A 20,982-nucleotide genomic window follows, 5' to 3' on the forward strand; every position below is an offset into this window, starting at 1 on the left:
GTAAAAAAACAACACTACATAAGTCTATAATGAAACGTTGTGAATCTGAGCCTGAGACAACCTCTGGCCGTATGATGCAATGGACGTCAAAGCTATTTAGTGGAAACCTGTACTACGACATGGAAACTCAACACTTCTGTCGAACGTGTAACTGTCGTTGTGAAACAGGAACTGCAGTTCCCCAAGTTGGTCTGGCTTAGATTGTAGTAAGTGCTTACTAACTTAGATTTAAAAACCTCCCTGATGGAGGTTTTTTCGTTTTTTATGCCGCTTTTAGTGAAGGTTCTGCCTCGACGACATTGCCATCAATCTTAACTTCCCAGCCATAGTTTGAGTATTCACTTGCGAGTGCTTGGGCAACATCTTTTGATACCGTTACGTGTGTCCATGAACCGATTCCGTAAGGTTTATATGCGAGTTCTTGCGTTTTCATAATAGAGTCATCCTTTCTCTTTGAGAATTCTATTATTCACTTTGGCCTATATCCTTTCTTTCGTTTCTGGCTCAACTTATTTGTTAATCGGGTCATTTCTATAATAATTTGTTAATAACTGGAGTTTGATTTATAAGGGTTGTTATCGCTCCGTTCGGTTTTATATTTAACGTGAATAGGAATGGTCTATTTAGTTTTCTAAATGTGTGAGCAAGGTTTTCTTCGATTGCTCTTAGTATGGAATATACTGAGCGCAATCTAGAATGTTTAAGGAATATTATGTCTCAGCATCAACTCGATCGTATCGATAAAGAGATACTAAGAATTCTGCATATGAAAGGCCGTTTGCCCGTTGTTGAACTAGCGAAACAGGTCAACCTAACAACTTCACCTTGCTCTGATAGGTTGAAGCGATTGGAAAAAGTGGGCTACATCACAGGCTATCATGCTGAGCTTTGTTCAGAAAAGTTGGGGCTCGATGTCCAAGTGTTTATCCATATTCGCCTCGATCAAACCAGTTTTTCAATTTTTGATAAATTTGCCCAAGCGGTTGAAACGATGCCTGAAGTAGAAGAGTGCTATTCGCTGTCGGGGGATTTTGACACCATGATCAAGGTTCGAGTAAAAGACATGAAGGCGTATCAAGCATTTATGGCAACTAAGTTGGGCACCCTGCCAGGTGTAATTCAAACACGCAGCGAAGTGGTGATTGAAGAACACAAGAAGGGCTTTGGTGTTAACCCTGAGCTGTTGGCCACCATAAAATAGTGACCGGCTTTGCCTTACCAAGGTTATTTAGATATAAAAAATGGAAGCCAATAAGCTTCCATTTTTTGTTGAACGTCAGATAAAGATCAATCGGATAAACTTCTCCGCCTTACAGCGTAATTGCGGCAGAGATTAAACCAATCACACCGCCGAATACCCCACCCCAAACGACCAACCAACCAAGGTGTTTTTTGATCATGGTCTGAACCATCTCTTTAACCAGTTTTGGAGTCAGTTCATTCAAGCGCTGATCGATGATCGCCTCAATGTTCTCTTTAATTTCATCCATCATTGCAGGCGATTCAAGTTCATCCTTGATAGCATTTTTTACCGAATCGCTCTTGCTGATTTCAATCACAGACTCTTGCATCTTCTCAACAAATGGCGCCTTCATTGGCTGCAGTGCTTCTGTGCCACCAACCATCGCCAACATGCCACCAAACTGTGAGTTTTCGATAACATGAACCAGTGAATCGAATGCTGGGTTAAAGTCGATCTTTTTAATTACGGGCTCTAGATTGAGCGATTTTCCGGTCATCTCACTGCTAAGGAAGCGGTCGATGTTACTTTCAGTAAAGAACTGTTCCATCATTAGTTGCTTGATTGCAGCCTTGAACTCTTCAAAGCGTGCTGGAATAACACCAGAACCATATAGGCCGGGTACTTTTTCGAACAACATGTGAATCGCAAGCCAGTTGGTGATGGCACCAGAAAAGGCGAATAGGCCTGCATAAAGCAAGTATTGGTTTGCTGTCGCATAGCCGCCAGCAAGCAGTGCTAACGCAATAACGTTAGTTAAGATACTTTTGTTCATGGTTGATCTCTAGAAAGAATACTGCGCGCATTTTAAGAAAAAAACGCCAAGAAAAAAACAAAAGGATCGATGAAGTTTATAGAACCAATGAAAACAGATGAGAAAGGGGCAGAGAATAACAGGCATAAAAAAGGCTAGCCTCCCCCCGAAGTCTAGCCTTATTCCAGAACGCGCAAGCGAAGCGTCATTGCTGTTAATGTCATTATATGATTACGACATAACATTCTGCCATGTGTAATTTACCGCCAATTAACATTTTGGTGTGAATTACGCCGCACTTTTAAAATGGAATATAAATTAAGCGCTCGTTGTCTGTTCAAGATCATCACCAATAAACCCACCAGTCTGGTGATTCCACAATTGAGCATAGATGCCATTTTGTGTAATCAGCTCTTGGTGCGTGCCTTCTTCGACGATATTACCTTGGTCGAGTACGATCAAACGGTCCATTGCTGCAATCGTCGATAGACGGTGTGCAATCGCTATAACCGTTTTGCCTTCCATTAGTTCAATCAAGCTCTCTTGTATCGCAGCTTCAACCTCTGAATCGAGAGCTGATGTTGCTTCATCTAGAACCAACAGCGGAGCATTCTTCAGAAGTACACGTGAGATAGCGACACGTTGACGCTGCCCACCAGAAAGCTTAACGCCACGTTCACCTACTTGAGCATCGTAGCCAACGTTACCAAACGGGTCAGTTAGCGTTTCGATAAACTCATGAGCGTGTGCCTGTTTGGTTGCGGCATACACTTCTTCATCTGTTGCCTCAGGACGACCGTAAAGAATGTTGTCTTTGATCGAACGGTGCAGCAGTGAGGTATCTTGAGTCACCATACCTATGTTGCTACGCAGAGAATCTTGAGTAACGCTCGAGATCTCTTGGTCATCAATCAGGATGCGACCACTTTCTACATCGTGGAAACGCAGCAGTAAGTTAACTAGGGTCGATTTACCTGCACCTGAACGGCCAACCAAGCCGACTTTTTCACCCGGTTTGATGTTGAGGTTTAGGTTGTTAATCACACCCTTATTCTCACCGTAGTTAAAGCTCACGTTGTCGAAGTTGATACCGCCTTGTGGAACGTCCAAAGGTTTCGCATCTTTTTTGTCTTCGATAGCAATGGGCTTAGACAGTGTTTTAATACCATCAATCACGGTACCTAGGTTTTCAAACAGACCACCTATTTCCCACATGATCCATTTCGACATGCCGTTAATACGCAGAGCTAAGCTGACCGCAATCGCAATTGCACCTACGGTGATCGCGTTATCTAGCCATAGGTAGATAGAGATACCGGCAATGCTGAACACCAACAAGTAGTTAGCGAATTCAACGCAGATGTTGAAGCCAGTAACCAAGCGCATTTGGCGATGGACTGTGTCTAGGAAGCCTTCCATGCCTTCTTCTGCGTACTCGGTTTCTCTTTTACTATGAGAGAAAAGTTTGACCGTAGCGATGTTGGTGTAGCTATCCACAATGCGACCCGTCATCAACGAGCGAGCATCCGCTTGTTCTGAAGACACATCTTTCAGCTTTGGTACGAAGTGCAGTTGAATGCCAACGTAAATGAACAACCAAATCAACATTGGAGCCATTAAGCGCCAATCCGATTCAGCGAGCATGAACAGCATCGCTGTAAAGTAAACCGTCACGTAAACAAACACATCGACCATTTTGGTCACGGTTTCACGTACCGCGAGCGAGGTTTGCATCACTTTGGTCGCGACACGCCCGGCAAAGTCATCTTGATAGAACGACAAACTTTGCTTCAAAAGGTAGCGGTGAGCTAACCAACGAATCGACATTGGATAGTTGCCTAGCAAAGTTTGGTGAAGCAATAGCGAATAAACACTGATCAAGATTGGCATCACGACCAACAGCAGAACGCCGAGCCCCATCAGTGTCGACTCGTTGTCTGCCAAGAAAGTGTCCGGGTTGCTGGTTGATAGCCAGTCAACCAGTTGACCCATGTAACCGAACAGCGCAACTTCGATGATCGCGATGGTCATGCTCATCAATCCGAGCAAGATCAACGGCTTTTCAAAACCTCGTGTGTAATGGCGGCAGAATGCCAGTATTCCAGTAGGAGGTTGTATCGGCTCTCCCTTTGGAAAGGCTTCAGTAAAGCCTTCAAATTTCTTGTACATAGTTTTCCCTTTATAAGCTACTGCATCTTTGATGCTAGAGCATCGTGATGTGCAGCTTTGTTTTTATAGTCTTGATTTGAATTTTTCAGTTTTAGTTTGAAATTATATAAGTGCCAACGCGTTCTTATAAGTATTAAGCCATTCGATAGAGTTTTGTTTAGTTCTTATGTAAGTACTTGGTTTAAGCGACACAGAACACTTCCAAAGAGTGTCTTTCATGAAGCTAATTTTAGATTGAATTAGGCAGGAAAAGTTAAGCTTATTTCAAACGTAATTGATGGTTATGCAACGGTGATAATCCTAACGTTAAATGGATTAAATTGTAATCAAAACTCGTGTGGAGCTGAAAAATGAAATGAGAATATTTATCCAGAAAATTCTTTAACGAATATGCATACAGTTGGTTCTTTCTGATGTGCTGTTATCTTGCAGTAAAAATTACCGATTAATCTAAAATCTGCAGTAATTACTTGGGATAAATATTCAAATCATTGTGATTTTCAGTGAATTTTGTCGTAACAAGTTGTTTACAATTCTGAGGTAAATAAAAGATAGGGACGGTTAAAATGTTAAACCTACACAAAAAATCACTGCATATTACTAATGTTCAAAACGCAAATTGCGTTGTTATGGTGCCGCCAAAAGAATTTAAATTTAACGAAGAAACAGCCCGTGATAACGAGTTTCAGCACAGAGTCGATCTGACTGAAGCTGAGGTAAAGCTAGAAACGATGGCCGAGTTTAAGGCTATGGTGGTTTCGCTACGTAAAGAAGGTGTGCAAGTTGTAGAGTTTGATTATCCGGAACTGGGTGTTGAAACCCCTGACGCAGTGTTCCCAAACAACTGGTTCAGTACTTGTAGTGATGGAAGCCTATTCACTTTCCCTATGGCGTGTGAAAACCGTCAAAATGAAGTTAAGCCGAATGCACTTATTGAAGCGTTGGAAGCGTCTGGTCGCATTGTTAATCACAGTGAGTCTATGGAGTCGTACGTTGCTCAAGGTTCTTATCTAGAGAGCACAGGCGTGATGGTGATCGACCATATCAACAAGACCATTTATGCTGCGCTTTCACAACGTTGTGACCGCGAAGTATTGGAAGATTACGCTAAGCGCATTGGCTATTCTCGCGTGGTCTCGTTCCAAACGGCATTACCGTCTGGTCAACCGATTTACCATACCAATGTGATGATGGCGATTGGCGATAATTTCTGCGTGATCTGTGATGAAGTGATCCCAGAGTTTGAGCGCCGCTTTGTTGTGAAGTCTCTTGCCAAAGACAAGCAAGTTATCTCTATCTCAATCGATCAGATGAATCGTTTTTGTGGCAACATCCTTCAGCTTGAAACTGTGAATGGCGACAAGGTGATCGCGATGTCTCAATCGGCTTACGATGCGTTTTCTCCAGCTCAGTTAGCTCAGCTTTCGACGCACGGTAAGCTACTACCATTTAACGTGAGAACGATCGAAGACATCGGCGGTGGTTCGGTGCGATGCATGTTGGGTGAGGTGTTCCTACCAACGCGAGTGAATCGCTTGTAACAAGTATAGAAAGTATAACAAGCACTCACTTTAGCAATGAATCTTTGAATACCACTCTTATTGCAGAGTGGTATTTTTGTTTTTGTCTATCACAAATAAGAGAACAGAGCTCGATACAGGAGTCAACGCGCAAAAGCTAACTCGAATAAGCTATGAAGCGTCCTTAAAAGCTCTGTGTTCAATGAACTGAGCTGACAGTGTTACGACTTCCTTGGAGTAGACAAGCGCTGTGTGGTTGAGTTTGAGGGCGTAAGTATCAGTGGCTCCTCTCAGGTTGGCGTCTTCGAGTGTTACTGTACCATCGCCAGGATTTCTTCCCAGAACAATTCGTCCAACTCCGGCGTCGTAAGTGCCGGTAATGACACCAATCGGCACATCAATGTCGTAGTCACCCAAGCCATCGCTTAAGATCATTTTGCTTGAACCAAATATAAATCCAAGCCCATGATTAGACAGTGTTTTAGCGATAGTCGCGCCATTGTGCGGTGTGCCTGCGGTAATAATGCAGGTGTCGGCGAAGTGTGGTTGGTAGAATTTAAAGTAATGACGAATCAGCAAGCCACCCAGTGAGTGACCGAAAAAATAGACCTCATCATACTCATTAAAACGAGCATTCACGAAACGATTGAGACGTTTGGCTGCAGAAGGGAAACGCAGCGAGTTGTAGGCAAACTTGTGCGTTGTAAAGCCGCGTTTTTTGAAGTTTCTATCCAGATATTGCATGATCAACGCAGGCATATATAGACCATGAATTAAAACTATATGTTTGTTTTTATTATTCATTTTTGTCCTCCGTCTGATGATGCCCCCAGTATATTTAGTCGCAAATCTAAACTCAATAAAACTTGCGGCTAATGGGACACAAAAGACAGAGCGCTCGTTATAGATAAAGAGTGGTTACTCCGATCTCACTCCTCCATACACATCAATGGTTAGTCCACCTTGTTTGGCATAGGTATTCGGTGTTAGGCCTGTTACCTTATTGAAGCTTCACTTTTTGCTTCAGGTTCAACCAAAACCTTTATCACGCCTTTTTGTAAAATCAGGTTGTTGGGGTAGGTGATAATGTTACCCGAACTGTGTCGAAGAATAACGTGGAACATGGTGATATCGATGATCACACCGCTGATGTCTTCGTCTTTCTCCGCGACTCTTACTCTGTCGCCAATGCGATAAGGGAAGACAAAAAATATTAGTACGCTGGCTGTGAGGTTACTTAGAATGGACCATTGCGCGAATAAAGCGACACCCAGCACCGCAAATATGGATGATAAGAACAGCGAAATATCACCAAAACCCAAGTTAAGAACAATCGTAAACACAGCGATGAAGAGTAGAAACAGAACAATATTGAAACACTTAATCACGAACTGCTTTCGCTTCAATTCGACACGCTTATTTTCCGCTAATGTTTCTATCCAGTTCTTACCTAAGCGTTTGATCACCCAATACACAGTGATAAGAAGTAAACCTAAAACTACTTGTCTAAGCCACATATTGGATTGCAAAAACTCAACCATTAAATAAACCTCAATTTTTTCAAAATAACGACCTCTGCCGCTACGACCACGAGCAGCCCAATGCAAAATAGTGGAAATGCTATTGGGTTATCTGTTCCGGGTATCCCAGCGATATTGACACCCAGTAAACCGGTGAAAAACCCAGCAGGGAGGAAAATACCTGCAATGATAGAAAATAGGTACGTATTTCTATTCATTTTTTCAGCTTGTTGCTGACTTAGGCTCGCTAAAAATACATTAATTTGTTCGATGTAAAACTCAACAGACTCGTTAATTCTCAGGATGGTATCAAGGCTGTTCTTTATATGACTGTTGTGCTTACTCAATGGTGCAGGTAGGTCACTCATTAAATCTTCAAAAACGTATTTCTGTGGCTTCAAATAACGCCTTAGTCTGAGTAGCCTTGAATGTAGAGCGTTAATGGATCTTATGTCGATATTGGATTTAGATTCTAACTCGTCAATTAATAGTTCGACGGGTGCTAGGAAGGTTGAAATACTGTGGTTGATTCCACGGATCATGCCCAACAACACATCAGGTAATGATGTAGGGCCTTGGTTTTGAATGAGATCAGATATCAGATTACTGACCGCTTTTGAAGGAACTTTACGTGTCGATATTAAAGTGCCTTTGTACCATAAGATGCGTAGGCTAAGCATGTCGTCAGGGTTAGCACCTTCGTTTAGATTAATGCCTCGCAGAATCATCAAAAAACAGTCGTGTCCAAACTGTTCGAACCGAGGGCGGGTGTCATCGGTGAGTAATGAATCGATGATGGCATTTGGAACCGTATTACTGTGGAGCCATTCTCTCAAACCGTCAGCATCTCTTTGGCAGTGATACCAAGTTGATTGCTCGAATGAGGCTGGGCTGGTGGTGTGTTCATGTGCCACACCCTCAGAAAATTGCCAGCTTGAAATTATGAAAGCGTCCATTCATTTGTCCTTAATGATATGACATAAACATTGATATTAGGCGCCATTCAGGCGCGGTATTGAACTGAGCTAATCTTGGTAAGTTCAATGAGCGATGTGAGTGAGATAAAGTCTAATAAGACAGGTTGGTCTTTGGAGCACGACGGACTCTTCCATTATTGTTTCTATTAAATGTAGCTCATTGTTTCGTCGTTATAAATTAGCACTCTGGCTCCATGTTAGCGACGAAAAAAAAGAAAAGACCGAGGTCTTTTCTTTTTAGGGGAAGTTGAGGAGAGCTTATTCAGGCAACTCGAGTTTTCCGATGGTTTACATAAGCAAAAACACTACCGACACGCAGCAAAAATATCTTGGCTCGCTCGGTATTCTTTAGTTTGCACGTCCATCAGGCCAAGCAAGGAGTCGAACAGGTTATCGTGAGAAAAGCTCTGCTCTTTCCCCGCCTTTCTTAAGCAGGTCTCGCTTATCCCTTTCTGCGCAGCAAAACCATCAGACATCCATAGGATCATCGGTACGTGGGTTTGTTCTTTTGGTGCCAGCGAGTAGGGCATGCCGTGAAGATACACGCCATTCTCCCCTAAAGACTCTCCGTGATCCGAGATATACATCAGTGCGACATTGTACTTGTCGGTCAGTTTCTCCAGTTTCCGAATCGCCTGTGAGAGAAAGAAATCCGTGTACAAGATGGTGTTGTCGTAGGTGTTAACCACTTGCTCTTTGGTGCAGTTTTCAATGTCTGCACGAGCGCAGTCAGGCGTAAATTTCTTATGTTCTTCTGGATAACGCTCAAAGTACGTTGGGCCGTGAGACCCCGAAATATGATAGAAAATGATGCTATCTTGTTTAAGATCTTGAGTATCTTGTTCGAAGTTCTCTAGCATGGCTGTGTCATAGCACACATCTTTATTACACAGCGGGTCGCTGTCTTTGGCGACGAGCGTCATCTCTTTGATTCGATGTGCGACCGCCTTGTCTCCCCCATCATGCTCTCGCCAGATAGAGTGAATGCCCGCGCGGTTCATCATGTCGACCACGTTATCTTGGTTGTAGGCTTTGTCGCGATCGTAGTTGCTGCGATTCATGTTCGAGAACATACATGGCACAGAAACCGCGGTGGCTGTTCCGCACGACTGAACATCAGAGAAAAATATCGGGTTGTAAGGCTTGGTATGAGCGTTGGTTTCTCTCTCATAGCCATGATATTGGTAGTTGTACACGCGTGCGGTTTCACCAAGAACAAACACTAATAATGTTGGTTTGGTTGCCGCTTTGGCTTGTGCTGTTTGCTTCGCATCTAATCCTAACTCTTGATAAGGGATGGGCTGTTTTATGTAAGTGTTATTGATATATTTAACCGTTGATGACACATACTCGGTCGGGATGATCATCTTTTTGATGTGCGAATGATTACGACCAATCGATACGTAATCTTTGTAGAAAAGCCCGGCAATAATGGCAATGACGATCAAGGAAGAGAGCAGCCCAATCGATTTCCAGACAAAGAAATCTTTCCAAGATTCTTTTTCAAGTTTGGTGAACAACAGGATGAACGATGGAATACCGCCCATGGCAAGTAACCATAAGATGGAGTGGGTACTTACATAGCTTGCTGCTTCACCACTATTGGTCTCAAACACATTCTCTATCATCCCGTAGTCGACGAATATGCCGTAATTGAACATGCTGTAGCTGACTAAGGTTGAGGTGATCAGTAATAAGATGAAAAACGGCTTGGAGAATATCGGCCAATTAAAGACTTGGAAGATAAAATTGAAGGCAGCAAGGAAGAAGAACGGGATGGATATAAGAAACGCGACACTTTCAGACTTTGATACCTGAACAATACTAAACAGTTCTAGGGAGAGAGGGATGTTGATGATAAGCAGATAATACACAGCCAACACAAAGGGCAGTTTGTTTATCGACATGTTTAAGCTTGGTAGATTCATAGGTCTTTTTTCCTGCGTATCTTATCTCTTTATTTTAGTCTCCCTATCAAGAAAGCTCTAATATCAACGCATAAAGATCGAGAAGTGATGGTGAGTGATAACCGGCTAAAGTGAAATGACTCGATAGGGTGTATAGATACAAAAATTCACTTTACTGTGCTGCCTTATCATAGGGCAGAGTAGCAAAGTGAATTTGAGTTATTTACTTACAACGTGGCCGTGAGGAGCACATTAGAAGTTGTATGAACCACCGAAGCTAACACTGTTGAACGCTAGTGTGTGGTCATCGTTTTTGAGAGAACCCTGATAGGAATAGTCATCAACACTCACCGCGTCAGCTTGTGAAATAAGGCGAAGTGTTAAGTGTTCAATCGGCGTGTATTCAACACCTACGCCAAAGTGGAAGCCAGTACCGCTGTCGTCCCCATAGTTTGCCGCTTGATTCGCGTGAAGGTCAACAGAGCTTAAACCAGCCAACACGAATGGACGAATAGTGTTGTCAAACGTATAACCGATATTCGCTGATGCAGAAATAGAGGTTGGCGAGAGTTTTTCTGCGCCATTTTTGTAATCTGCATAATCGTTGTAGCCAAGCTCTACGCCAACAATACGGTTGAATTGGTAACCACCGTATAGGTTATAACCCATACCATCTGAATCTAAACTCCCGTGACCATCTGTATCGGAGTCTTGATAGACACTAAGTCCACCACCTACATACGCGCCACCATCTGTGCTTGCTGCAAAAGTTGGAAGTGAAACTAAACCGATTAAGCCAAGTGCTAATACTGATTTTTTCATGATAATACCTTGTTTACTCATCCTGTGATGTAAGTCACGGTATCGCTGACGAATGATTTATAAAACCCTCACAAATGAAACCTATTTTTTCATTGATAAAGTGACTATCTGTAGCCCTTGATTTATCAAGAGGTAAGGTCATATTTGTTGGTTATATTCTTTATAAATAAAATTCACATATTGACAAAAGGTTAAATTTGCTAAATAAAACGATGTTTTTTAAGGTTGAAGTGAGATCGGGTTTATCTAACTAATTGAAAAATAAAATATAACAAACATTGTATTTACTCTATTGTAGTATTTGTTGCGGTGTTTGTTGAAAGCAAAGCAGTACGCTGATTCTAATCATGACAAGGAGAGTTGGATGTTAAACCGAGCAAACACAGGTTTGGTGGTTGTGGTCTTGGATGAGGCTTTGAGTGGGATGAGATATTGTATGTTTGCATTTTAGGAGGAATAAACGGGGAGATGCTAGCACCAGTCCCCGTATTTACAGTCAATATGACGGTATTCTATGCTCAGTCCTTGAGCACCAGCGAAAGTATTGAATGTCAGGTAGAAGCTTCCAAGACCAAACTTTTGGTGTCGTCAGTTGGTTCGTGGACAAATAACGACGAGTTAAGCTTTGCAGTAAACGCGTGCTTCTCGTGGTGTATAAATACCAAAAGTTACGGCTGCTAGTAAACCATTCACGAATGTCTCTTGAACTTCAACTTTAGCAACGTTGTCGATACCGTTACATACTTTAGCTGCATCAATTTGCTTTTTCTGCGCTAGACCGTTGATGAAAAAGTGGTGTGACTTTTCAGTTGTTGGTGCTGTTGCTTCGCTCTCTTGAGGGGCCATTACGAAAGTTTGTTGAGCGCAACCTGTTGCTACTAGCGATAGTGCCGCGATGATCATTAATTTTTTCATGTGTTTCTCCAGAGATAAAATTCAGCTCACGTTAGTAAGGGTGAACGAGTGTTGTTGGTTTTAAAGGGGGGTATCTAGCCTCCTTCGGTTGATGTTGAACATTATTCCAGAGATGATTGGTCGTTACTGTATGGGTTTGTCAGTCGAATCGTTACACAGTGGAAAGGCTATAGTGAATACGGCGCCCTTTAAAGTATTGCTTTGTGCGACTTGTACTGTTGCACCGTGTTGAACACAGATCTTCTTGACGATAGAAAGCCCTAGACCATGGCCACTCTTGGCTTTGTTACGAGCTGTATCTCCAACATAAAAAGGTTCGAATAGGCGAGAACGGTGCTCTTTTGCTACGCCGTCACCGTCGTCATGCACGGCGATTTGTAACATATCGTGGTGCACGCTTGCTTCTATCGAAATTTGTGAGCGTGCGAATTTCATCGCGTTACGTACTAGGTTATCTAACGCGCGATTGAGCAGCGTATCATCTACTAATATCAAATGAGGTTGTTCTGGTAGTGATAGATCAATACTAAACTCAGTCTCTTTGTTCCAACGGCTCATTGCGTGATCGAGAAAGTCTCTTATCTCTAATGGCTGTAGTAAGTTATCTAGATCACAACTGTCGAGTTTTGCGTAATATAGTAGCTCATCGACCATTTTTTCCATCTCTTCTGTGTCTTCAACAATGCTCTCGATAGTATCTTGCTGTTCTTTGTTGAGTAGCGTGTCTTTGAGCATTTCAGCCTGCCATTGAATTCTGAATATTGGAGTTCGCAGTTCATGAGCTACCGCATTGGTAAGTGAACGATTACTCTCGATTAAGCTATGGATTCGGTCGGCCATCAGATTAAAGGATTTATTCAGAGTTCCAATTGCACTGCCGCCTGATGTTTCAGCTCGCGAAGAGAGGTCGCCTTCAGAGAAGCGTAATGTGGCATTTTCAAGCTTCTTAACTCTGCGGAAAATAATCAACAGATGACCCAGGCCATATACGATGAAGCTCGCGATAAAGAATACCCAAATGAGGTCATCTTCGAGCTCTATTTTTTGTCGAACGAGCGTGTCGTCGTTGGGCAGGTAATGATAGATGTTTTTACTGTTAGCTAAGCGAAACCATAACTCCCGATAGTCGTCGTGAAAAATAAATACGTTGGGGTTAGCAGTAAAGAACTCAGAAACTGGAGTCGGTACTTCATCATTCGATTTGAATGTGACGAGGGTATAGCGGGAGGTGTCAACAAACTGATTTATGGCTTGATGAGCGGCTTCGAGGCCCTGATTATTCGCTATGTTTTCTAGGAGCTGTTGGTGGGCCGTTGCTTCGTAATCTTGCAATATATATTCATAGTCGGTATTGAGCTGATAGACACAAATTTCGTAGGCGAGAAGACCAACAATAAAGCAAGTTAACAGCCCTAGTAGGGACTCCAAATAGATACGTCGCATAATCGCTCTCTTTCATTGCGCCCGTACTGAGCGCGGTTAATGCCAGGCGGTCGAAACAAATAAGTAACCTTTTCCGCGAATGGTTTGAATTTTCTCTGCTGGTGCTTTGTCGTCACCAAGTATTTTTCGCAAACGTACTACTTTGTTGTCAATCGTCCGATCGATCCCGTCGTACTCGATCCCGCGCAGCGTTTGAGTTAAGTAATCACGTGACAGCGGGGTATCAGGGTTGGATGCTAACAGCCAAAGTAAATCAAACTCACTGTCTGTCAGTGATAAAACCGCGCCTGAAAGCTCACACTTTTTATAGGTGTTTTTCAGAATGAGTTGATCAAATTGAAGGGTGCCTGAGTCATCGACTGATGACGTATCGGTTTCCTGTCGGCGCAATAGTGACCGGACTCTTGCTAGCAGAACTCGTGGTTTTATTGGCTTAGTGACATAATCATCGGCCCCTGTCTCTAAACCAGCAACGTGATCAAAATCGTCATCGCTGGCGGTGAGCATTAAGATTCTACCTTTGAAGTGTGTACGTGTCTGTCGGCAGATTGTAAGCCCATCGGTTACAGGAAGCATTAAATCCAACAGCACGATATCAGGTTGGTCGTCAAGGATGGTTTGCACTGCATCACTGCCATCGTCTAACGCGGTGACCTCAAAGTCTTGTGCTACAAAGTAATCCTTTAGCATTTGCTGAAGTTTTAAATCGTCTTCAACGATGATCATTTTAGGTTTTGTCATTCCGTTATCAGCCTTGTTGTGCGTTTAATTTGTTGAAATTACGTGAGTGCGTTTAATTTTGGCGGCTCCTGCTGTTGCATATCAATCACAAATGCGTCAAGAAGAAATTCCTGATGCGAATGATTAAACACTTTCCATGCTAGTTCAATGCCGATTTCTTATTTAATCGAAAAATAAAAAACAACGTTCAAAAAAATCTACATTCTATTACATTCGCACGACAGATAATTTAATTGTTAACCAATAGAATTTCTCCAATCAAAATTTTGGGGAATAATGGTATGAAGTACTATCGAAATACGTTGCTAGCGTTACCTTTGGCTCTCTTGGCTGGCTGTAATTCAAGTTCAAACACGGGACAATCAACCACCATTTCGCAAAAGGAACCGAAGGCTGACTACGTATTTTCTTCAGCTAAACTTGGTGAGTTGTATCAAGAGAGGCAAGAGCTCCAAGAAGAGGCTATGAAGCTCTCTTACGATGGTATTTTGTATGAAAAAATTCAGTTTGCTGAAGACATTAGTGATAAGCAAAAAGTGATTAGGCTTTTGGATGGCTTAGGTCAAAGTGTTGATCTGTACTTTCCTGAAGCTGGGTTTGATAGTTGTGGTATTTATACAGAGAGCAAGGGCTTGGATCTATTTGATTGTGATGCAGCACAACGCTTTACTTCTAGTGATACTACGTCAATAAAAGCAATGACGAAGGATAAAAAAGTCTCCGTTAATCTTGAATACCAAAACGAGTTGTCGCAATACGTGACGAGCCTAGGTTCGACGATTCTGAGTAAATCCAAAAATGGTAATAAAGTCACCATTACCACATCGTTTGCCTTCAACGCTTTTTACCGCGATGTGCTCAACGAGACTGGCGCTGTTGAACGGATTACTTCCACTCTAGGCGCATCAACCTATTCTCAGATTTTTGATATCGTGAAGTTATACCGAGGCAGTGAGATGACGTTGAAGTTCACCAACCATATTGGCGGTAGTGCTGATGACGAAATCAACATGTACACCGGGCGTATGATCAATAACAACAAGATGACGACGGTTGTGACTCCAACGGGTTCGGTTTTTTCGGGTGGTACGGATCTATTTGCTGCTGGCAACCCACGCATATTGCAACGCGCTGATACTACCAAGGTCATTGAACTGAATAAACAGGTGGGTGTGCATAGTTGGGCTGAAGGGAATAAAACGGCCAAAGAATTCCCATACACCAATGAGAGTCATCGTCAGCAAGCGACCTATTTTAAAAAGGCGATGGGAGAAAAAGGGATAGACTTCTATATCTTCACTTTAGATTCTGCCCCGGCTTCCGGTGAACACTGGATGACCAAAGCAGACTCTGATAAGTACGGTTTTATTACTCGTATTGAGTAGTCAAAGAAAGTAACAATAACGACTCCGCAAAGGTTGGTGATGGCTCTGTCATTATCGGCCTTTTTTTGTTCATGTCTTGATTCGTTACTTTGTTGAGTGCAGATTTCCTAGTCTTAAATTTCAGTATTAAGACTCATTGATACTACCTTTCAACTTCCCCCAAAAAAGTGTCTACACGTATTCCTACTGATTTATTATTTGCTCTTCCTAAGCAAAACTTTTGACCCGTAACCATCACACCTCAAATCTTTAATGGTTTTATTTAGTGGTCTAAATGATGTTTAACGCATTGTTTTAAAATGACTTGTTTTATTTTGAATGACGTGTTGTTACAAGTTTGTTTTAAATAATCATTTGAACCCTAACTAAATTTCTGTCATTTTATATTTAACTGAACGTTCAATATAAAATAAAAGGACTAAGAAATGCCGAAGGTTGGGATGCCTGATATACGTAAACCACAGCTTGTTCAAGCCACCATGACGGTGATTGATCGAGTGGGTTTGCATGCCGCGAGTATTGCGTTGATCAGCAAAGAAGCGGGAGTCTCCACTGGCATTATTAATCACTATTTTGGTGGAAAGCATGGGCTGCTCGAAGAGACCATGCGTGAAATCCTTCGTCAACTTTCCAATACCATCACCACGTCACTAAAAGCACTTCCTGTTGATGCTCACCAACAGAGAATAAACGCGATCATCGATGGTAACTTCGAAGGTTACCAAGCTGAAAATAAGGTCGCGAAGGCGTGGTTGGCATTTTGGTCTTATTCGATGCATGACGCTCAACTAAAGCGCCTGCAAAGGGTTAATGAAAAGCGTTTGACTTCTCATTTACTTATTGAATTAAAATCGATTTTTCAACCTGAGCAAGCGGAATTGATCGCACACGGCATTGCATCATTAATTGATGGGATCTGGCTAAGAGGGACGCTCAACCCTGAAGGTATTAACGCCGATAAAGCACGTGCAATCATCAATGACTACTTAGACAAGCAGCTTACGTTTTACTCGTGTCAGCGCGATTAATGATTCGTTAAAAATTCTAGTGCGTGAGCTCAAAAGGCTCGCTCTCAACAACGATATGCATTCACAAATACATAGACCGATAGAGTCTAACAACAATAATTAAGTCAGAAGATCAAATGGAAATGAACTCGTTATACATCGATGGTAAAGCGGTTGACGCTACCTCAGGCGAAAATTTCGTCAGCATTAACCCTGCAAACGGCGAACCTATCGCAACGCTTGGCCAAGCTTCTTCAGCTGACGTTGAAAATGCGATTGAATCGGCGAAGCGCGGATTTGCGGTATGGTCAGCAATGACAGCCGTAGAACGCAGCCGCATTCTTTTAAAGGCGGTAGAGATACTTAGAGCTCGAAATAATGACCTTGCGAACCTTGAGGTTGTCGATACGGGCAAGCCGTTACAAGAAGCGATCGAAGTCGATGTGGCTTCGGGTGCTGACGTTATTGAGTATTTCGCAGGGCTAGCGCCTACGCTGCAAGGCGATCAACAACCTCTTAGTGAATCTCAATTTTTCTACACACGCCGTGAACCGCTAGGCATCTGTGCTGGCATTGGCGCGTGGAACTACCCTATCCAAATCGCAATGTGGAAATCGGCTCCAGCACTCGCTGCGGGTAACGCAATGATTTTCAAGCCTTCAGAAGAAACGCCGCTAACGGCACTTAAACTTGCTGAAATTTTCACAGAAGCTGGCCTTCCTGATGGCGTATTCAACGTAGTTCAAGGTGACTACCGAGTGGGTCAAATGCTAACGGCTCACCCTGACATCGCTAAAGTGTCTTTCACAGGCGAAACCGGTACGGGCAAAGCGGTAATGTCAGACAGTGCTAAAACACTCAAGTCTGTAACGATGGAGCTCGGTGGTAAATCACCAATGATCATCTTTGATGATGCGAAATTGGATGATGCAGTTTCAGCTTCGATGGTGGCTAACTTCTACACCCAAGGCGAAGTGTGTACTAACGGTACCCGTGTTTATGTACACGAAAACATCTACAACGCATTCATCGACCAACTTAAAACACGCACTGAGAAGCTGATCATTGGTGATCCAATGGACATGGATACTCAGATCGGTGCGTTGATTTCTAAAGAACACCTTTCAAAAGTTCTCGAAGCGATTGAGCTGGCAAAACAGTCAGGGGCAACTCTGCTAACTGGCGGCTATCGAGTGACAGACAACGGCTTAGCGAACGGCAACTTTGTTATCCCAACCGTGTTTGTGGATTGCGAAGACAACATGCCTCACGTTCAACAAGAGATCTTCGGCCCTGTAATGTCAGTGTTGAAGTTTACGGACGAAGACGATGTGATTCGCCGCGCTAACGACACCAAATATGGCCTAGCGGCTGGCGTGTTCACGCAAAACCTTTCTCGTGCTCACCGTGTTATTCATCAAATGCAGGCTGGTATTTGTTGGGTGAACACGTGGGGCGACTCACCGGCAGAAATGCCTGTTGGTGGTTACAAGCTTTCAGGTATTGGCCGTGAAAATGGACCAGAAACCCTACTTCACTATACGCAGACTAAGAGCATTCTTATTGAACTTGGCGACTACGCCAGCCCTTATGCCTAACGCGTAACACTCAATTTTATGGGTTAGCTTAAAAGAGCTAGCCCTACTGACTCATCTCAGGGAAATCAAAACATGGAACAACGCTACGATTATATTATCGTCGGCGCGGGTTCGGCCGGCTGTGTGTTAGCGGATAGGCTAACGGAAAGCGGTGAACATAGCGTTTTATTACTGGAAGCTGGTGGCACGGACAAGAGTATTTTTATCCAAATGCCAACCGCGCTTTCTTACCCAATGAATACTGAAAAGTACGCTTGGCAATTTGAAACAGAGAAAGAACCGGGCCTTGATGGACGTGAACTGCACTGCCCACGTGGCAAAGTTTTAGGCGGCAGCTCATCAATTAACGGCATGGTTTATGTTCGTGGCCACGCGTGTGATTTTGACCAATGGGAAGAAGAGGGCGCTGCGGGTTGGAACTACCAAGCATGTCTGCCTTATTTCCGCCGCGCTGAATCATGGAACAAAGGCGGTGATGAATACCGTGGTGACAATGGTCCTGTCGGCACTTGTAACGGCAACGATATGGCGCTAAACCCGCTTTACCAAGCGTTCATCGATGCAGGTAAAGACGCAGGTTACCCAGAAACGCAAGATTACAACGGCTACCAGCAAGAAGGCTTCGGCACCATGCACATGACGGTAGACAAGGGGGTTAGAGCCTCAACCTCTAACGCTTATCTTCGTCGTGCATTGAAGCGTTCAAACCTCACCTTGAAAAAAGGCATCGTGGCACGTCGTTTCTTACTTGAAGCATTCGTCGCAAAAGACCAGTCATCAGAAGGTCAATCAGGCCTGAAAGCGGTTGGTGTTGAGTTTGAAAAGTCAGGCAATACTCAAGTGGCTGTGGCGAACAAGGAAGTGATCTCTTCTGCGGGTTCTATTGGCTCGGTTCAACTGCTGCAACTTTCTGGTATCGGCCCGAAAGCGGTACTTGAGAAGGCGGGTGTTGAGCTTAAACACGAACTCAGTGGCGTCGGTGAAAACCTACAAGACCACTTGGAAGTGTACTTCCAATATCACTGTAACGAACCCATCACGCTCAACAGCAAGCTTGGTTTAGTCAGCAAAGGCATGATTGGCGCAGAGTGGATTTTGACTCGCAAAGGTTTGGGGGCCACTAATCACTTTGAATCGTGCGCGTTCATTCGTTCTCGCAAAGGATTGAAGTGGCCGAATATTCAGTATCACTTCCTGCCAGCAGCGATGCGTTACGACGGACAAGCGGCCTTTGATGGTCATGGTTTCCAAGTTCATGTTGGCCCTAACAAACCTGAAAGTCGCGGTACGGTAGCGATCACTTCTGCTGACCCACATGCCAAGCCAGAGATAATTTTCAACTACATCTCGACTGAGCAAGACCGCCAAGATTGGCGTGATTGCATTCGCTTAACCCGTGAAATTTTGTCGCAACCTGCGATGGATGTTTACCGTGGCGAAGAGATTCAGCCGGGTCTAAACGTAACTTCTGATGAAGCGATCGACGAATGGGTTAAGCAGAATGTTGAAAGTGCTTATCACCCTTCTTGTGGCTGCAAAATGGGCGCTGATGATGACCCAATGGCGGTACTTGATGAAGAGTGTCGTGTTCGCGGCATTGATAATTTGCGCGTGGTCGACTCGTCTGTTTTCCCTGTTATTCCAAACGGTAACTTGAACGCACCGACCATCATGGTTGCTGAGCGTGCCTCGGACCTGATTTTGGGCAAGCCCGTTCTAAAAGAGCAAAACGTTCCAGTATGGATAGCTCCGGAGTGGGAAGAAACACAAAGAATCAATAAGCCAATACGAGAAGCGTAAGCGTCTGTTATTGTTTAAAAAATAGCAAAAGTAGCAAAGAATAAAAACAACAAGCAACAAGCAACAAGCAAAAAATAACAAAACTAATTAGTCAAAAGTCAGAAGAACTGCTCTCTATCGGTGTTGATATCGAGCAGCAAAAGGAAAGATAAAAAGGAACCATTATGACGACTCTAAATATTCAGAACGTGACGACAAAAACGTTAACAGCACTAGCCATCAGCTCATTTGCATTTGGTGCTAACGCTTCTATTGAACCACAGCAATGTGAAAACGTTCGCTTCGCTGATGTAGGCTGGACAGACATTACCGCAACAACCGCTGTCACTTCTGAGCTACTCAAAGGTCTAGGCTACAAAACCAAAACTGACCTACTTTCAGTACCGGTTACTTACTCTTCAATGGCGAACGGCGATATTGACGTATTCTTAGGTAACTGGATGCCAACTATGGAAGGCGACATCGCTAAGTACCGCGAAGCGGGAACGGTTGAGACCGTGCGTGCCAACCTTGAAGGGGCAAAATACACACTAGCCGTACCAAAATACGTATACGACTCTGGCGTGAAAAGCTTCGCTGATCTAGCAAAACATGCCGACAAATTTAAAGACCGCATCTACGGTATTGAGCCGGGTAACGATGGCAACCGCTTAATCCAATCAATGATTGATTCTGACGCGTTTGGCTTGAAAGATTTCAGCCTAGTGGAATCAAGTGAAGCGGGCATGGTATCGCAAGTATCTCGCGCTGCTCGTCGTAGCCAGTGGATCGTTTACCTTGGTTGGGCACCGCACCCAATGAACAGCAACGTTGAGATGGAATACCTATCAGGTGGTGACGACTTCTTCGGCCCGAACTACGGGGGAGCAAATGTTTACACCAATGTTCGTTCAAACTACCTGTCTGAATGTGCAAACGTCGGCCAACTTCTGCAAAACCTTGAGTTCACTCTAGAGATGGAAAACCAGTTGATGGAAGAGATTCTTAACCAAAAAGTGAAGCCAGAGAAAGCGGCTCAACAATGGTTGAACAATAACCCTCAACAAGTTGAAGCTTGGTTGGACAACGTAAAAACGCATAAAGGTGAATCAGCGACTCGAGCGGTTACTGAATACCTAAAACAAGTTAAAGCTTAGTTTTACCTACCTATCGTTCTATTTATCAAAGCTCTATAAATAAAAAAG

Annotated in this window: 19 protein-coding genes and 1 pseudogene; 8 read left to right on the plus strand and 12 right to left on the minus strand. The window is 43.4% G+C overall.

Annotated elements, in window-relative coordinates; translation table 11 throughout:
* Positions 1-29 precede the first annotated feature (29 nt).
* Positions 30-200 carry a hypothetical protein gene (locus ACED25_RS05395; RefSeq protein WP_017097212.1) on the plus strand — a complete coding sequence of 57 codons (171 nt, stop codon included), beginning with the start codon at positions 30-32 and terminating at the stop codon, positions 198-200.
* A gap of 62 nt (positions 201-262) precedes the next feature.
* Here the strand turns inward: ACED25_RS05395 and ACED25_RS05400 are convergent, their stop codons facing one another.
* Complete coding sequence (locus ACED25_RS05400) at positions 263-433, minus strand: hypothetical protein (protein ID WP_009845996.1); 171 nt, start codon at positions 431-433, stop codon at positions 263-265.
* 279 nt (positions 434-712) lie between these two features.
* Here ACED25_RS05400 and ACED25_RS05405 point away from each other — a divergent pair, with 279 nt between their 5' ends.
* Complete coding sequence (locus ACED25_RS05405; RefSeq protein WP_009845995.1) at positions 713-1,201, plus strand: Lrp/AsnC family transcriptional regulator; 489 nt, start codon at positions 713-715, stop codon at positions 1,199-1,201.
* A gap of 109 nt (positions 1,202-1,310) precedes the next feature.
* Here the strand turns inward: ACED25_RS05405 and ACED25_RS05410 are convergent, their stop codons facing one another.
* Together ACED25_RS05410 and ACED25_RS05415 are read right to left on the minus strand one after the other, a co-directional pair.
* Positions 1,311-2,015 (minus strand): DUF445 family protein, encoded by a 705-nt coding sequence (locus tag ACED25_RS05410; protein WP_371694813.1) that lies wholly within the window; start codon positions 2,013-2,015, stop codon positions 1,311-1,313.
* A gap of 297 nt (positions 2,016-2,312) precedes the next feature.
* On the minus strand, positions 2,313-4,163 hold the full coding sequence (locus ACED25_RS05415) for an ABC transporter ATP-binding protein (protein ID WP_017102251.1): 1,851 nt from the start codon (positions 4,161-4,163) through the stop codon (positions 2,313-2,315).
* Between the two features lie 566 nt (positions 4,164-4,729).
* Here ACED25_RS05415 and ACED25_RS05420 point away from each other — a divergent pair.
* Complete coding sequence (locus tag ACED25_RS05420; RefSeq protein ID WP_371694814.1) at positions 4,730-5,704, plus strand: arginine deiminase-related protein; 975 nt, start codon at positions 4,730-4,732, stop codon at positions 5,702-5,704.
* Between the two features lie 150 nt (positions 5,705-5,854).
* Here the strand turns inward: ACED25_RS05420 and ACED25_RS05425 are convergent, their stop codons facing one another.
* The 9 genes and pseudogenes from ACED25_RS05425 to ACED25_RS05465 form a co-directional block, all read right to left on the minus strand.
* Positions 5,855-6,487, minus strand: a complete 633-nt coding sequence (locus ACED25_RS05425) for a triacylglycerol lipase (protein WP_009845991.1) — start codon at positions 6,485-6,487, stop codon at positions 5,855-5,857.
* A 114-nt stretch (positions 6,488-6,601) separates the two neighbouring features.
* Positions 6,602-6,685, minus strand: a pseudogene (locus tag ACED25_RS05430) (AraC family transcriptional regulator); the annotation flags it as partial.
* Positions 6,679-7,224 carry a mechanosensitive ion channel family protein gene (locus ACED25_RS05435; protein WP_009845990.1) on the minus strand — a complete coding sequence of 182 codons (546 nt, stop codon included), beginning with the start codon at positions 7,222-7,224 and terminating at the stop codon, positions 6,679-6,681. The pseudogene ACED25_RS05430 and the gene ACED25_RS05435, both read right to left, overlap by 7 nt.
* Positions 7,224-8,159, minus strand: coding sequence for a CorA family divalent cation transporter (locus ACED25_RS05440; RefSeq protein ID WP_371694815.1), 936 nt, complete (start codon positions 8,157-8,159; stop codon positions 7,224-7,226). Before ACED25_RS05440 ends, ACED25_RS05435 begins: the two co-directional genes overlap by 1 nt.
* A 326-nt stretch (positions 8,160-8,485) precedes the next feature.
* The gene (locus ACED25_RS05445; protein WP_009845988.1) at positions 8,486-10,108 is read right to left on the minus strand and encodes a phosphoethanolamine transferase; all 1,623 of its coding nucleotides are present in this window, start codon (positions 10,106-10,108) and stop codon (positions 8,486-8,488) included.
* Positions 10,109-10,339: 231 nt separating this feature from the next.
* On the minus strand, positions 10,340-10,909 hold the full coding sequence (locus ACED25_RS05450; protein ID WP_369809720.1) for a porin family protein: 570 nt from the start codon (positions 10,907-10,909) through the stop codon (positions 10,340-10,342).
* Positions 10,910-11,527: 618 nt separating this feature from the next.
* Positions 11,528-11,824, minus strand: coding sequence for a Bor family protein (locus ACED25_RS05455; RefSeq protein WP_017097222.1), 297 nt, complete (start codon positions 11,822-11,824; stop codon positions 11,528-11,530).
* Between the two features lie 123 nt (positions 11,825-11,947).
* Positions 11,948-13,267 carry an ATP-binding protein gene (locus tag ACED25_RS05460; RefSeq protein ID WP_371694816.1) on the minus strand — a complete coding sequence of 440 codons (1,320 nt, stop codon included), beginning with the start codon at positions 13,265-13,267 and terminating at the stop codon, positions 11,948-11,950.
* Between the two features lie 36 nt (positions 13,268-13,303).
* Positions 13,304-14,008: a response regulator gene (locus tag ACED25_RS05465; protein WP_371694817.1), complete on the minus strand. Its 705-nt coding sequence runs from the start codon at positions 14,006-14,008 to the stop codon at positions 13,304-13,306.
* Between the two features lie 281 nt (positions 14,009-14,289).
* Here ACED25_RS05465 and ACED25_RS05470 point away from each other — a divergent pair, with 281 nt between their 5' ends.
* The 5 genes from ACED25_RS05470 (at position 14,290) to ACED25_RS05490 (ending at position 20,934) form a co-directional block, all read left to right on the plus strand.
* The gene (locus ACED25_RS05470) at positions 14,290-15,393 is read left to right on the plus strand and encodes an alpha/beta hydrolase (RefSeq protein ID WP_371694818.1); all 1,104 of its coding nucleotides are present in this window, start codon (positions 14,290-14,292) and stop codon (positions 15,391-15,393) included.
* A gap of 425 nt (positions 15,394-15,818) precedes the next feature.
* Positions 15,819-16,421: a transcriptional regulator BetI gene (betI, locus tag ACED25_RS05475; RefSeq protein ID WP_371694819.1), complete on the plus strand. Its 603-nt coding sequence runs from the start codon at positions 15,819-15,821 to the stop codon at positions 16,419-16,421.
* Between the two features lie 116 nt (positions 16,422-16,537).
* Positions 16,538-17,998 (plus strand): betaine-aldehyde dehydrogenase, encoded by a 1,461-nt coding sequence (gene betB / locus ACED25_RS05480; protein ID WP_371694820.1) that lies wholly within the window; start codon positions 16,538-16,540, stop codon positions 17,996-17,998.
* Between the two features lie 72 nt (positions 17,999-18,070).
* The gene (gene betA / locus ACED25_RS05485; RefSeq protein WP_371694821.1) at positions 18,071-19,798 is read left to right on the plus strand and encodes a choline dehydrogenase; all 1,728 of its coding nucleotides are present in this window, start codon (positions 18,071-18,073) and stop codon (positions 19,796-19,798) included.
* A gap of 164 nt (positions 19,799-19,962) precedes the next feature.
* Entirely contained in the window at positions 19,963-20,934 is a 972-nt protein-coding gene (locus ACED25_RS05490; RefSeq protein WP_371694822.1) for a choline ABC transporter substrate-binding protein, read from the plus strand.
* The last annotated feature ends 48 nt before the right edge of the window (positions 20,935-20,982 follow it).

It is taken from the genome of Vibrio sp. 1F263, assembly GCF_041439035.1.
Taxonomy (GTDB): Bacteria; Pseudomonadota; Gammaproteobacteria; order Enterobacterales; family Vibrionaceae; genus Vibrio; species Vibrio tasmaniensis_A.